12 protein-coding genes are annotated in these 15028 nt (G+C 45.1%); 8 read left to right on the top strand and 4 right to left on the bottom strand.

Going from position 1 to position 15028, the window contains the following annotated elements:
- The first annotated feature begins 103 nt into the window (after positions 1-103).
- Entirely contained in the window at positions 104-1012 is a 909-nt protein-coding gene (locus tag D081_RS02940) for an exopolyphosphatase (RefSeq protein ID WP_085022633.1), read from the top strand.
- A gap of 60 nt (positions 1013-1072) precedes the next feature.
- A complete protein-coding gene (gene gyrA, locus D081_RS02935) occupies positions 1073-3502 on the top strand; it encodes a DNA gyrase subunit A (RefSeq protein ID WP_085022632.1) in 2430 nt (809 codons plus the stop codon).
- Between the two features lie 293 nt (positions 3503-3795).
- On the opposite strand, the gene D081_RS02930 is transcribed toward gyrA, so the two are convergent.
- Positions 3796-4983 (bottom strand): LCP family protein, encoded by a 1188-nt coding sequence (locus D081_RS02930; protein ID WP_085022664.1) that lies wholly within the window; start codon positions 4981-4983, stop codon positions 3796-3798.
- A gap of 399 nt (positions 4984-5382) precedes the next feature.
- Entirely contained in the window at positions 5383-6579 is a 1197-nt protein-coding gene (locus D081_RS02925; RefSeq protein WP_158087535.1) for a lipopolysaccharide assembly protein LapB, read from the bottom strand.
- Between the two features lie 653 nt (positions 6580-7232).
- Here D081_RS02925 and D081_RS02920 point away from each other — a divergent pair.
- Entirely contained in the window at positions 7233-7682 is a 450-nt protein-coding gene (locus tag D081_RS02920) for a cytidine deaminase (protein ID WP_085022630.1), read from the top strand.
- Between the two features lie 78 nt (positions 7683-7760).
- On the opposite strand, the gene D081_RS02915 is transcribed toward D081_RS02920, so the two are convergent.
- Positions 7761-8777, bottom strand: coding sequence for a YitT family protein (locus D081_RS02915; RefSeq protein WP_085022629.1), 1017 nt, complete (start codon positions 8775-8777; stop codon positions 7761-7763).
- Between the two features lie 219 nt (positions 8778-8996).
- Between D081_RS02915 and D081_RS02910 the strand changes: the two genes are divergently transcribed.
- Positions 8997-9932, top strand: a complete 936-nt coding sequence (locus D081_RS02910) for a sugar-binding transcriptional regulator (protein WP_085022628.1) — start codon at positions 8997-8999, stop codon at positions 9930-9932.
- A 74-nt stretch (positions 9933-10006) separates the two neighbouring features.
- Here the strand turns inward: D081_RS02910 and D081_RS02905 are convergent, their stop codons facing one another.
- Positions 10007-11779, bottom strand: coding sequence for a hypothetical protein (locus D081_RS02905; protein WP_085022627.1), 1773 nt, complete (start codon positions 11777-11779; stop codon positions 10007-10009).
- Positions 11780-12111: 332 nt separating this feature from the next.
- On the opposite strand from D081_RS02905, the gene D081_RS02900 reads away from it, so the two are divergent.
- The 4 genes from D081_RS02900 to D081_RS02885 all read left to right on the top strand — a co-directional run bounded on the left by D081_RS02900 (position 12112) and on the right by D081_RS02885 (position 14909).
- A complete protein-coding gene (locus D081_RS02900; RefSeq protein ID WP_085022626.1) occupies positions 12112-13350 on the top strand; it encodes a dicarboxylate/amino acid:cation symporter in 1239 nt (412 codons plus the stop codon).
- A 132-nt stretch (positions 13351-13482) separates the two neighbouring features.
- On the top strand, positions 13483-13926 hold the full coding sequence (locus tag D081_RS02895; protein ID WP_085022625.1) for a hypothetical protein: 444 nt from the start codon (positions 13483-13485) through the stop codon (positions 13924-13926).
- A 151-nt stretch (positions 13927-14077) separates the two neighbouring features.
- Entirely contained in the window at positions 14078-14713 is a 636-nt protein-coding gene (locus D081_RS02890; protein ID WP_198941938.1) for a hypothetical protein, read from the top strand.
- Positions 14685-14909 carry a DUF6718 family protein gene (locus D081_RS02885; protein WP_085022624.1) on the top strand — a complete coding sequence of 75 codons (225 nt, stop codon included), beginning with the start codon at positions 14685-14687 and terminating at the stop codon, positions 14907-14909. The genes D081_RS02890 and D081_RS02885 overlap by 29 nt, the downstream gene beginning before the upstream one ends.
- Positions 14910-15028: the final 119 nt, after the last annotated feature.

The following is a 15028-nucleotide window of genomic DNA, read 5'->3' as shown; positions in this document are numbered from 1 at the left end:
TCCCCACAGTGTTCACCCAAAAAGATAATAACACATTTTAATACGAAATTCAATTCTACTATGCTATTATTATATAAAAAGTTACTGTAAGGGGCGAAACAGGATGATTCAGGCAATTATTGACATTGGTTCCAATACCGTGAGGATGGCCATATACGAAATAGAAGGGGGCTCCATGGAGCAGATTCTGAAGAAAAAGCACATGGTGGGCCTGGCGGGCTATCTGAAGGACAATATAATGAGCCAGGAGGGCGTTGACAGGGTAGTGGAGGTTCTCAATGAATACAGGGAATTTCTGCAGGTATTCGGCATAAACAATGTAATGGCCTTCACCACGGCAGCCCTGCGAAACTGTGCCAACAGCACTGAGGTGGTGGCTGAAATTATTCAGCGCACCGGCATACAGATAAGGGTTATTTCCGGGGAAGAGGAAGCAGAATACGATTTTGTGGGGGCCACAAGAAATATCCAGTCCAGTGATGGCATGCTGGTGGATATCGGCGGCGGCAGCACTGAGCTGGTGTACTATGAAAATCACAAAATAAAGCATAAAATAAGCCTTCCTCTGGGTTCCCTGGGTCTTAAAAAGGAGTGCTGTACTTCCATGCTGCCAAATAGTGGGGAAGTGGCGAAAATGTATGAGGTGGCCAAAAAGGCCATAGAGGGTGCCACGGATTTTGAAAATATACGGGCCAAGGTTATCTGCGGCATCGGTGGAACCTACAAGGGCACCACGGCCCTTTACAATGCCCTTTATAATCAGTCCAAGTCCAACAAGGAGCTGGATGTAAGCCGTTTTCCGGAAATTATCAGCCGCTTTGGCAGCACCGGGAAGCTGTCCCAGTCTGAATCCATTATCTTGATGAAAAACATCCCCGACAGGATCCACACCATTATTTCCGGCCTTGTCATAGCGGATATCATTGCCACCAAGTTTGGTGCCGAGAAGGTAATTTACAGTGATTCCGGTGTAAGGGAAGGCTTTCTTTACGCTGAGATAATTGGTAAATAGGCTCAAAATATGGTATAATAAGGAGCTAATTGATTTTGTTAAACTTTTTGAGGTGAGATAGTGGAATTCGGCGAAGGTAAAATTTTACCGGTAAATCTGGAACAGGAAATGCGTAATTCCTATATTGATTACGCCATGAGTGTTATTGTTTCCAGAGCAATCCCGGATGTTCGTGACGGTCTGAAGCCTGTACATAGACGTATTCTCTACGCCATGCAGGAAGCCGGCATGACTCCTGGCAAACCATACAAGAAATCTGCCCGTATTGTCGGCGAAGTATTGGGTAAATATCACCCACACGGTGACAGCTCCGTATATGATGCCATTGTCCGTATGGCCCAGGATTTCTCCATGCGCTATATGCTGGCTGACGGCCATGGCAACTTCGGTTCCGTGGATGGTGACCCGGCTGCTGCCATGCGTTATACTGAGGTTCGTATGTCAAGAATCTCCGAGCTTATGCTCCAGGATATTGACAAGGAAACCGTTGATTTTACTCCTAACTATGATGAATCCTTGAAGGAACCAACCGTGCTTCCTTCCAAGTTCCCGGAGCTTTTGGTGAATGGTACCTCCGGTATTGCCGTTGGTATGGCCACCAATATTCCTCCTCATAATATGAACGAGGTTATTGACGGTGTGCTGATGCTCATCGACAATCCTGATGCCACTGCCGAGGAGCTCATGACCGTTATCAAGGGACCAGATTTCCCAACCGGCGGTCTTATTATGGGTACCTCCGGCATTAAGAGTGCCTATACCACAGGCCGTGGCCAGATTAAGATGCGTGCCAAGGCCAATATTGAGACCATGTCCAATGGCAAGCCACGCATTATCGTGACTGAGCTGCCTTATCAGGTGAACAAGGCCCGCCTCATTGAGAAGATTGCGGAGCTGGTTCGTGACAAGCAGATTGAGGGTATTACTGACCTCAGAGATGAATCTGACCGCAGCGGTATGCGCATCGTTATGGAGCTCCGCAAGGACATCAATGCTGATATCATGCTGAATCAGCTGTACAAGCATACCCAGATGCAGGAGACCTTCGGTGTCATCATGCTGGCATTGGTGGACAATCAGCCAAAGGTGCTTACCTTAAAGCAGGTTCTCCATTACTATATCAAGCATCAGGAAGATGTTATTACCAGACGTACCCGTTACGAGCTGGCCAAGGCCGAGGCAAGAGCCCACATTTTGGAGGGCTTGAATATTGCTCTTGACCACATTGATGCAGTAATTACCACCATTCGTGAGTCCCGTACTGCGGATATTGCCCGGGAAGCTCTCATGTCAGGCTTCAGCCTCAGCGAGAAGCAGGCCCAGGCCATCCTCGATCTGAGACTCCAGCGCCTGACCGGTCTGGAGCGTGAAAAGATTGAGGAGGAATACCAGGAGATCTTGAAGAGAATCGAATGGTTGAAGTCCGTTCTGGCTGACGAGTGGAAGATTATGGAAATCATCAAGGAGGAGCTTACCGAGGTTAAGCGCAAGTTCGGTGATGAGCGTCGCACCAATATCACCCACGATATGAGTGAGATTGATATTGAGGACATGATTGCCGATGATGACGTGGTAATTTCCATCACTCACAGAAACTACATCAAGCGCATTAAGCTTGATACCTATAGAAGACAGAACCGTGGCGGTGCCGGGGTAAATGGTATGCCTACCAAGGAGGACGATTTCGTTGAAAATCTCCTGATTACCACCAACCATCACACCATTCTGTTCTACACCAACAAGGGCCGCGTATACTATCTCAAGGCCTACCAGATTGCTGAGGCCAGCCGTACCGCCAAGGGTACAGCCCTCATTAATCTCCTGAAGCTGGATAAGGACGAGAAGGTCAGTGCCGTTATCCAGGTTCGTGACTATGACCCTGAGAAGTACCTCTTCATGGCCACAAAGCTGGGTGTTGTTAAGCGTGTCAGCCTGTCTGACTTCAACACCTCCCGCAAAATTGGTGTTATTGCCATCAGTCTCCAGGATGATGATGAGCTCATCGGAGTTAAGATTACTGACGGCAAGCAGAAGATTATGCTGGGTACCAGAAACGGTATGGCCATTGCCTTTGATGAGGAACAGGTTCGTGTTATGGGCCGCGTAGCCCGTGGCGTAAAGGGTATCAGACTTACCCCTGGCGACGAGGTTGTGGCTATGGACAGCCTGAAGGAGGATGCTGATGTTCTGACCATCACCGAGTGTGGTCTGGGCAAGCGCACCACCATTGACCAATACACCGTACAGAACCGTGGCGGCAAGGGCCTCATAAATCTGAAGGTTACTGAAAAGACCGGCAAGGTAATTGGCATGGCTGTGGTTCATGAGGACCATGAGCTGCTTCTCATTACCGAGGGCGGTGTGGTTCTGAGAACCTCCATCAGCGGTATCAGCCAGATTGGCCGCAATACCCAGGGTGTAATCATTATGAAGCCAAGCGAGGGCGACAAGGTTTCCTCCATGGCCACCCTGCTGCAGAAAAACGACTAAACAAAAAATTAAGGACTGCGTGAAAGCAGTCCTTTTTTTATGCAAAAACACTTGTAATAAAACGAAGTAATAAAAATGGTATGGTCGATTGCCTAGAGCAGTTGAATCCAGAACGTTAAGAAATCTTTTTCTTGTATTACCTATATATTAGTGGAAAAAATTATCTGTTTGAGCGAAGCCAGTCCTGTAAGGGCGAAGCGAGTTATAATTTTTTTCACTATATGAGTACAAGAAAAAATTTTAGTGATGGATTCATGCTATAGGCAACGACCATACCATTAGTTTTTCATAATTTAGTTTGCGGTTTTTCCGGCACTAGGCACTGTTGGAGAAGGAGCTGGTCCCCGACTCTGTGGTGGTCTGCTGACCGGCTGTTCCTCTTCCTGTGTTTCTCTGGTTTCCCTTGAGGCCGGTTTTTCCTCTTTTTCGTAAGGGTCCCTTCTGAGAGTACTGTCAGTGGACTCCTTCTTGCTGATCTTCTTGGCCCGTTCTACATCCTCCGTATTTTCACGGCGGTAGATTTCCCTTGCCTCCTCGGCGTTGAGCTCACGGGCATTACCAGGAATGGATTCCTCATATTCCCTGGTATCCTCTGCCAGATCATCCCTGAGGCTCTTATCCAGGGTGCAGTCAAGAGTATTGGCCACAGTGGTACGCAATTTAGCCAGATCCGGCATCCAGTAGCTTACCCCATCAATGTAGATAGGCTTGCCCGGCAGCATTTCAGCCTGCAGGCCGGATTTCTGGGCATCCTTCAAGGAGGTGGCAAATTCAATCAGCTGCTTCATGGACAGGTCTGTCTGCACGCTGTTGACAACTTCCTTTATGATGGATGGAATCCGGGTAATAATAGCAGGTGAGGTTATCTGATCCATAACCGCCTGCATGAACTTCTGCTGGCGTCTGATACGGCCGATGTCACCCTCCTCATCACGGTAGCGTACGTAGGTAATGGCAGTATCGCCATCCATGTGTTGCAGTCCCGGCTGAAGGTCTATGAGCAGGCCTCCGTCATCATCCCACACATCCTCGTAGTACATCCGCTTTTCCACGTTGATATCCACACCGCCAATGGCGTCGATAATCTTCTTGAAGGACTTGATATTAATCAGGATATAGTGTTCCATATGAACACCAATCAGGTCCTCCACCGTATCCATGGTCAGCTCATAGCCACCATAGGCATAGGCCGCATTGATCTTATCAAAGCCGTGGCCATTGATTTTAACTCTGGTATCACGAGGGATGGACAGGAGAGCTGCCTTCTTCTTCTTAGGGTCCAGGGTGGCTACCATCAGGGTATCGGACCGTCCCACATCTCCCTCACGCTCATCCACGCCCATAATCATCACGACTACCTTATCCTTGGCAGTCATGAGATGTTGCTTTTCAGGCTTGGCAGGCTTGTCAAACAGCACTGACGAAGCAAAAAGTGCTCCGGCCACTGCCGCTATGATAAAGGCACATAGGAGCAGGAACATGGGCCAGAAGCTGCTTTTCTTTTTCTGGCGCCGCTTGGAGCGGTATATGGGTTGTTCTTGATTATATTTATTGTTTTGCAATTATCTTCGCTTCCTTTTATTTTATATGAAAGAATTATTATCAAAAAAATACAACTGCCCTGCTATTATACGTTTTTCAGATGACCAATGCAACAAATTGTGGATAATATTTCCATTTTATTTTAGTATAATTTATCCAAATGAAAATGAGGTGTAAAATATCCACAAGTTTTGTTGGATATTTTGGAGTTTCAAATCCTATATATTGTGTTTTGGATGAAAAAAGCCACTATATATTGAGTTATACACAAAGTTATCCACTTTATCCACAAAAACAGAACACATATTGTGTGCATAAATGTTAATATCTGTGGATAATTATTTCAAGCGGTCATAATGCTGTCTGGCCTTTTCATTGTTAGGGTCAAGCTCCTTGGCTTTGCCAATATCCTGAAGGGCCTGGCTATTGTTACCCATTTGTTCATAGGTAAGTCCCCGATAAAGGTAGGCCTCTGCAAAATCATTATCCATGCGGATTGCCTTTTCCAATGCTTCCATTGCTCTATCGTATTCACCAGTTGCCAGATATATTTCCCCTAAAAGACAATAGTCGTATTTCTTTGGTTTATTATTGGACATTTCCTTCTGTACATTGCTTAAGGCATCATCATATTGCTCCATGGCCAGATAGGTTCTGGCTATATATCGATTTATACCAGGGAATCCTGGATTCAGGAGAAGAACCCTATTGTAGTTTTCCATGGCCTTAGCATAATCATGGTATACATCGTTATAAAGTATACCCAGATTACAATAGCCATAATCGTAGGCAGGGTCTATCTGTACAGCGGTTTCAAAGCATTCACGGGCCTTTTCATAATCCATTAATACATCTTCATAAATTATACCCAGATTGTTATATGCCTTGACATACCGAGGATCGTAGCTAAGGGCTTTTTGATAGCATTCAATGGCATTAGAATAATCCTTGTTATTATCATAATCAAGTCCATCATTATATGCCAGCTTTGCCATTGCCGTATTGTATGTAGATGAAGTATTTGGCTCATTTCTCATAAATTTGTCCCGCAGCTGCTTCATGCGGAAGCGGATATTCTGTTTTTCTATTTCGCTGTAGGCCCGGGCATATTTATGCTTCAATTCATCCATTTCCCGTATCAGACGGTTACGCTCCTCCCTTTGTCGACAGCTTTTCTGGATAGACTCAATAGAGGTATGCTTAAAGTCGTTGGTGTCTACCACCGCAACCAGATGGCAATAATACATGGTACCATTTCCTCTGATTGAACTGGTAAATTGTGGCAATCCCTGAACCTTTATTACGCTGGCTGCATAGCTATGTAATTCAGAAAAGGTCAGCTGGTCAAAATACAATTCAGGTGAAGTGTCAACAAAAATAGCAGCCTGCTCGCTGGCAATTTGCAATGCCTCATACTTGGCACGTTCTTTGGCAAGTGCTTCATCCTCAAGCTCATTGTTTATCAGGAAGTAGGAGCCATTACCTTCTACCTGATGCCTCTCTGCAAATGCTGATGTGGAAAGAAATAATGGCAATAATAGGATTATTCCCATGATTAATATGCTTTTCTTGAGTGTGTTTAGGCTATTCATCTTCAGCACCTCTATTTCCTTATGATTTTTACTATGAACACTTAGTGAGCATTTCTTGTGAAAATATTGTTATGTTATTTATATACCTTAAGCTGCATAAGTGTTATCTTTAATTATACCATTTACTTTGATATTTATAACGAGCTTTAAGATGTCCCCCACCTCTTTAGGTAGGAGAAAACAAACTGCAACAGCTGGCGAGCATATCTCCCAGCTCGTTGCGACACGAACGAAGTGAGTTAGTCCTTTAGGGAAACGCTAATTGGAAGATTTTTCTTCTGAAAGAAGAAAAATTTGAACAATGGCGTTATAAAAAACTCCCAGCCGAAGCCGGGAGTCATTAAAATGACTGCCTAATTCTAAAAGATTAAGGACCAGCTTGTAAGTTGGTCTTTTTTTATACGATTAGCGCACTTATCCACATTTCTTGTGTTGATAGATGTTAATAACTGGGGATAACTCTGTGGAAAGTGTGTATAAAAGGTGTATACAACCTCAAAAAAATGAATTGATAAAATCAGCCTTATAGAATAAAATAAACTTAAGTAATACCCGAGTTTGCATCGGTATAATATTCAGCAAAGGAGCCATGAAGTATGTTAAATGAAGATATCTGCGACACTATGATTAAGATGGCCAAGGATGCGAGGATGAAATCTTATTCTCCGTATACCAAGATTAAAGTGGGTGCCTGCATTTTGGCATCAGATGGTACCTTATATGGCGGCTGCAAGGTTGAGAACGGTTCTTCCAGCCTGTCGGTATGTGCTGAACGGGCTGCTGTTTACAAGGCCGTATCCGATGGCAAGCAGGAATTTGATGCCATTGCAGTAGTGGCTGACACTGAGAGCCCATTTGTACCATGTGGCGGCTGCCTGCAGGTTATGGCTGAGTTCGACATTCCGGAAATCGTTATGGCCAACCTGGATGGCGATATCCGTGTAATGCAGCTGGAGGAGCTGGCTCCATTTGTTAAGTACATGGGTGTCAACCACGTTAAGGAGCGTTATGAGGATCACTTCAACGTATTTGAAGAGCTGGAGTAAGCCAATTTATTTCCAATAAAAATAAGGCTATCGCTGATGGGCGGTAGCCTTTTGTATTGCCGAAAAATTACAGCATTATTAATGTATGGACTTTTTCTTGAAGCGGCCACCTACAATATCGTGGACCGGATTTATGGTAATGAAGGCATTTTCGTCCTTTTCAATGGCGATTTCCTTCAGCTTGTCCACCTCCAGACGGGTCACCACGCAGTAGATAACCTTCTTCAAATCACCGGTGTATGCACCCATGCCCTTTATGTAGGTAACGCCACGGCCCAGACGGTGCATAAGGGCATCGGCAATTTCCTCGCTTTCATCGGAGACAATCATCACCGCGTAGGATTCGTCCAGACCCTTGATAACCACATCGATCATCTTGGAAATTACGAAGTAGGCCACCAGAGAATACATGGCCTTGTCCCAGCCGAAGACGAAGCCGGCAGCACCAAGAATAAAGATATTGAAGGCCAGCACGATTTCACCTACGGAGAAGGTGGTGCGCTTATCCAGAATAATGGCCACAATTTCCGTCCCGTCCAGGGAGCCGCTGTTTCGGATAATCAGCCCCACCCCAAGACCGGCGATAATACCGCCGAAGATGGCCGCCAGGAAGTAGTCATCCGTCACCTGGGGCACTGGCTTGAAATATTCAGTCCACAACGACAACAGAATAATGGAAACTATTGTGGACAGTGAAAAGGTCTTGCCGATATGCTTGTAGCCCAGATACAGGAAAGGAATATTGATGGCCACCAGATATACGCTGAAGGATATAGGGGTCAGTGCTGCAGCCATAATGGAAATGCCTACCACACCGCCATCAATAATCTGGTTGGGAATCAGGAAGGTTTCCAGCCCCACGGCATAGAGAAAGGCACCAAAGCAGAGAATTAAGAACTTCTTTATATGGCTGCCAAGGGTTTTCTTTTTCTTCACAAATTCCTTTTTCTCCTGAATCTCAGCTATGACAGGGGCTTCCGGGGATTTTTCCTCCTGCTCCTCCGCCGCATCTGAAATTATGTTATCTTTTATGTCATTTTTATCATTTGTATCATTTACATCGTTTAGGATGCTGTCCTTTGGTGTTTCACTCATACACGTTCACCTCTATTATTTATTAAAACACAAGAATAAAGATGGCACAAGGCATTATTATAATAGCCATACTAACGGGTCGGGAAACTTTTGAAAAAATTTTCAGTAAATTTTTATTATTGCTTGATTTTTACATTTGTAACATACATAATGAAATTGTGTTTACAATTATGCGGACATTTTTTCCGGCATAATATGATATTTAGGGGGACAAGGGGTATGACTCGTGATAGGGACAAGCTATCCATTAACGTGGCCAAGCTGTATTACCGTTCGGAATACAGCCAGCAACGGATAGCTGAAGAGCTGGGCATATCAAGGCCGTCGGTGTCACGGCTGCTGCAGTATGCCAAGGACAGGGGCTACGTTAAAATCCAGATTATGGACCCGGTGGAGGATATGTCCAATATGGAGCAGATGCTTGTGGAAAAGTATCGTCTCCATGAGGTGCGTATAGCTTCCTCTACCATCAACGATGAAAATGAAATCAAGAAATACATCGGTATCAAGGCAGCCGAGTATCTTGATTCCATTGTGCATGACGGGGATATGATAGGTGTTGGTTGGGGGACCACCCTGTATGAAATGTCATGCTCATTGTTGCCAAAGACCCTTAAGGGGTCCCAGATTGTTCAGCTGGAGGGCGGTGTCACTCACTCCAAGTGGCGCAACTATGCCAAGGACATTCTGGAGAATTTTGCCAATAATTACAGCACCATTGCCCAGTATCTGCCCTTGCCGGTTGTTTTTGGCAGCCGGGAGGTAAAGGAAATGGTGGATCAGGACAGCCATATCAAGCGGGTTCTGGAAATGGGCAGTCATGCAAATATAGCTGTGTTCAGCGTCGGTACTGTGCGGCCAAATGCACTGTTTTTCCGCCTTGGCTACACCGACCAGGAGGAGCAGACAAGAATTCAGCAGACAGCAGTAGGCGATATCTGCTCCCGCTTCTTTGATGCAGATGGATGTATCTGCAACAAGGAGCTGGATGCCCGTACAGTGGGCATTACCCTGGACGAGCTGCGGAACAAGGAGCACAGCATTATGATTGGCGGTGGCGAGGCCAAGGTGCCGGCCATCCGTGCTGCCCTGAAGGGCCATTATGCCAATGTGTTGATTACGGACCAGTTTACTGCCAAGGAGCTCTTAAAGTAGTACCGTAAAAAAAGAAAACTCTTCCGAAAGCATTGTGGGGAATGCTTCTGGAAGAGTTTTTTAGATGCTTTATATCAGCGGATAATACCCACCAGCTTAAGGAGAAATTGGGCATTGGTGGTTTTGCACGGCCCATCCTTCATGGTGTAGTCAAAGAGAATTTTGTCCTCCTGGAAATGCTCCTCAAAATGATAATTTATAACCGGTACCTCCTCGGCCCCGATACGGCACAGCTCAAAATCATGGGTGGAAACCAAAGTAATGAGGTTTTTGCGGCTCAGCTGCCTTAAGGCCGCCTCTGCCCCCACAATTCTGTCAGCGGAATTGGTACCCTTGAAAATTTCATCAATTACCGCCAGCACCCTCATATCCTTCTGGGAGGCCTCTATCATGGTTTTAATGCGCATCAGCTCCGCATAGAAGGTGGAAATGCCGCTGCTCAGATCATCATTTACCCGTATGGAGGTGAGCACAGTGACCGGAGTCAGCCTGAACTCCCTGCCGCAAACAGGAGCCCCGGAATATGCCAAAATGCAGGAGCTGGCCAAAGTCCGCAGCCAGGTGGTTTTGCCCGACATATTGGAGCCGGTGATAATATTCAAGGAAGGCTTAAGGCTGATGGAATTAGGCACACCTTCCTCATAGGGAATAAGGAGATTATTGAGGGCCCTGGCCTCAATATGGGGCTCCCTGCTTTCACTGTCTATCAGCTCCGGCATCACCGTGTCCGGGCGGACATGGCCGATAACGGACAGGCTGATGGCCACCTCCGCCTCATGCCACAGATCCAGCCAATGGGCCAGCTTTTCCCCGTATTGCTGCTGCCAGCCAATGAATATCCTCACAATATGAAAATCCAGCAGCACAAGGGCATTTAAGGCAAAGAGCAAAATAAAATTGTGGCGGGTTTCCGCCAGGGCACACAATTTGCCAAGTCTGGCAATAGGGGCCATGGCCTCCTCTATTTCCTTCGGGTCAATATAGCCGGTTTTGCCGGGCAGCATATCCTTCATGGCCCCCAGCAGGTGGCAATAGCTGATAAGCTCCTTGTTCAGCTTATAAAGGGGCGTAATATGGGTGGCATTTTTCCCCAGCATCAGTAAGGCGGCCGCCAGTTGTATGATAAATAATACTACAGGAATCTCCATGGGCACCAGCTTAAGCAGGCTGGCCAGCAGGAGCAGCAGTGCTATGCCGGGCACCACAAATATCATTTTATTAATGAAGGGATTTGGATCATGCTGCCGGTCCTGCAGATAGTCCAGCAGTGGCTGGGCACTGTGGTTAAAGGGAATCTGGCGGCTGATGGCCTGCAGTCTGATGGCCTCCTCCACATGGCCGGCAAAAAAGCCGGTTTCCTCCTGCCGCAGCTTCAGCTCAGCAGCCTCCACCGGCTCTGGACGGAGACGGCCGGCCAGCAGCCCACGACCCTTGCTGGTTCTGGCGGTGCTGATATACTGATAGATGGATGCCGGGCCTAAAATATTAAGGTCAATGTCCTGGGTAAGGTTCCTCTCCAGAAAGTCAGCACCCTTATCCTCAAACTCCTTCCACTGGTCGGTGTATCTGGCGATATAGTCATTGATAACCCCCAGCCGGCGAATTTCGTACTCCAGCCTGTCATTAAGGCGGCTGTGGCCCCGGATGAGATAGAAGAAATATCCCAAAATAATCAGGGCAGCCCCCAGAGGCCAGAAAGCATTTAAATCATAGGCTCCTGCCACACAGACCACAAGGGCCATAAAGGACAGGGTCCGCTTGGTGGTAAAGGCCTGACTCCTTTTCTTATAACTATCTATGGCAGCCTGGGATTCCCGGGCCAGCTGTTCAAAATATGATTTTTCCACGGTTTAACCTCCTAACACTGTGGATTATTATAACGCAGTTGTTCGAATTTTTCCTTTAAAAAAGGAAAAATCTTCCTATTAGCGTTTCAACACTATAAAAGATATGCCACTATCTTTTATAGTGTTATACAATTATTGAAGTCAATTCACAAATAATCTTAAAATTTGTCAGACAACAAGTCTTTTTTAGATAGACATCTTAAAAAATGTATGTCTATGGTATACAAAACTAAAAAATCCTGCTATAATCAAAGACGGATAAGTGTTGAGAATTGCGTGAATTTTCAGCGAATTTATCTCATTAATGTTATTATTAATTGGAGGGATGATTGATGTCAGAGGAAGAAGGAAAGAAATCAATTCTTGACAGCCTTGGCAAGTGGATTATTATCGCCACAATCCTTGGTGCTGTCGTAGGCCTGGTAATGGGCAAGCCAGCCCATATGTTTGCCCCTGTTGGTGACCTGTTCATGTCACTCATCAAGATGGTAGTCGTACCTATGGTTTTCTTCTCATTGGTAGGAGGAGCTGCTTCATTGGGAAATTCCAAAGGTGCAGGCAAAATCGGTATTATTACATTCATTTATTATGGTGTTACCACAGCCGTAGCCGTAGCATTGGGTCTCCTGTTCAGTGAGATGTTCAAGCCAGGCTCCGGTATTAATATGGCTGCAATTTCTGAGGCCGCCATCGATGTTGATATGTCCCAGAGCGGTTCCATTCCGGGCTTCTGGGAGACCGTAATCGGCTTCGTTCCAACCAATCCATTTGCTGCATTGGTTGAGGGCAACATTCTCCAGACCATCGTATTTGCCCTGTTCGTAGGCTTTGCTCTTTCTGCTCTGGAGCCTGAAAAGAAGCAGTTCATGGTGAATATCTTCAATTACTTCACTGAGATTTTCATCAAGATTATGACTGCCATTATGTGCGTTGCCCCTATCGGTGTATTTGCCCTGATGGCTGATGCCACCGGTACCTTCGGTTATGACGTACTGGTTAAGATTATTAATCTGATCGTTCTCTATGTAGTGGTACTGGCTATCGTTACCTATGTAATGATCGGAGGTACTGTGGCCCTCTTCTCCAAGAAGGTTGGCTATATCCAGTTCTTCAAGAGCATGTGGAAGTGCCAGGTGTTCGCATTCTCCACTGCCTCCTCCATGGCTACCCTGCCATTGAACATGAAGACCAACGAAGAGGAATTTGGCCTGAACAAGGGTACAGTTTCCTTCGCATTGCCACTGGGTGCTACCATCAACATGAATGGTAACGCTGCATATTACGCAATGGCTGCCACCTTCATTGCCCAGATGTATGGCATGGAGCTGAGCTTTGGCCAGTACATTGCAATTATTGTTACTTCCACCCTGGGTGCAGTTGGTCAGGCCGGTGTTCCTGGTCCTACCCTGCTGGTAGTTGCTGTTCTGGTAGCTGCCGGTATCCCAATCGAGGCATTGCCAATTCTCTTCGGTGTAGACCGTATCTTCGATATGCTCCGTACCGCAGTTAACATCACTGGTGATGCTGCCTGTGCTTGTATCGTTGACCAGTTCCGCGAGGAAGAGGCATAAGGCTCACATACTAGGAGTTATTTTGGGTGTCGTCTTATGACGGCACCCTTTTATTATTATCAGGAAGGATAATGAAATATTTTGTCGTATTTATGACAGTAACATAAAATATATTTACAAAGGAGTTTATATATGAATACCAAGGCAAAAGTTTTTAGTAAGTATCTTAAGGAAAAAGAGATTGAAGTATTTCAGGTGGAGGAAATTCCGGAGGACGAGCATAATACAGTAGTGTTCCGTTCCCATATAGTGGTGGAGGGCCAGCAGCTTCCTACACTGGTGATTTTGGATGATACCGCCTTTTCCGTAATACGGGTCCTGATCCTGAACAATGCACTTACCTCGGAAAATGAGCTTAAGGTTCTGTATATGGCCAATACCCAGAATATGAATTACAAGCCCTTCAAGCTGTATTTTGACCGCAACGGTGCCCTGCTCATGGATGTGTGCCTGACCACCCCTGGCCAGAAGGAAAAGGATTTTTCCAACCTGGGTGACGAAATCTACGGCATGCTTGATTTGGTCATCAAGTTCATGGGAGAAAATTATCGCACCTGGATGAAGGAAATCTGGTAATATTCCGTACCCAGACAAAATAAACAATATAACTGCCGCACAGCTCTATGCGGCAGTTTTTTGTTGCGTACAATAGAAGCATTTTCGGTATGATTTTACTTGCATTGAAACTTTTGTTTGATTATACTGATTATAGAAAGCAGGTGGTTGTGTGGCAGATATTATAAAGGTTCTAATGAAAGACGGATTATCTTTAGAGCGGCTATCGTGTCTATCATGCAAATCAAATCTGGATATCAGTTTGAAGAAAAACCTTCACTATTTTTCAAAAGACGAATTGCTTGCTGATGTATACAGGGTTCAAGAACTGCTGGATTTGAAAATGCCGGAATATGATGATATAGTTTTGGACTATAGAATAAAATCCATCCAGTCAATTAATTTGAAATATGAACGGTATTATCCGGACCATCAGGCTGCCAAGGTATTTAATGATATTGTTGGATTTAGGACCTTATGTGATAATTACGATGATATTCTTGTCTTACAATCTATGAGACATTTTAAAATTGTCGATTTGTCACAGGGAAAGTCAAAAGACGATGGATATAGAGGTGTTCATGTTTATTTTCAGTTAAGCAATCATCATTATCCTGTAGAAATTCAGTACAATACCTATTATGATAGGCAAATCAATAATTGGCTGCACAAGTATACTTACAAAAAAGGTTATCCTGATAGTCTTTGCTGTGAATTAAGAGAAAAATATGAGCAAGGCATAATAAAGAACGAAGTCCAATTCAAGGAGGTGCTTGATAATGTGCTTTCTGATAGCAAAAGATTTTAATAAACCAGGTTGTGTTGCATTGCAGATGCGTGGCGGTGCAGAACTTGTTGAACTAAAAAAGAAACTTAACAGTAAGGTTGATATTTCACGTATACAGCTGGTGACCATAAGCAGACCATCGGCATTTGGCGAATATGAACCATATGATTTTGTGTCGAATTCCCAGGAATTTGAAGAACGTGTTATTGATATGTAGTAATTTTTCAAAACAAGGAAAAGCTGGATTTTACAGTGAAATCCAGCTTTTTAAATTGAGCTATTTTTTATTTTCCTTCCCCCAAAAATCTTTTTTAACCTTGCAGGATTTTCAGCTTT

It is taken from the genome of Anaerovibrio sp. JC8, assembly GCF_002100115.1.
Taxonomy (GTDB): domain Bacteria; phylum Bacillota; class Negativicutes; order Selenomonadales; family Selenomonadaceae; genus Anaerovibrio.
The sequence above is the reverse complement of the archived record's forward strand: the minus strand, read 5'-3'. Positions and strand labels throughout refer to the sequence as shown.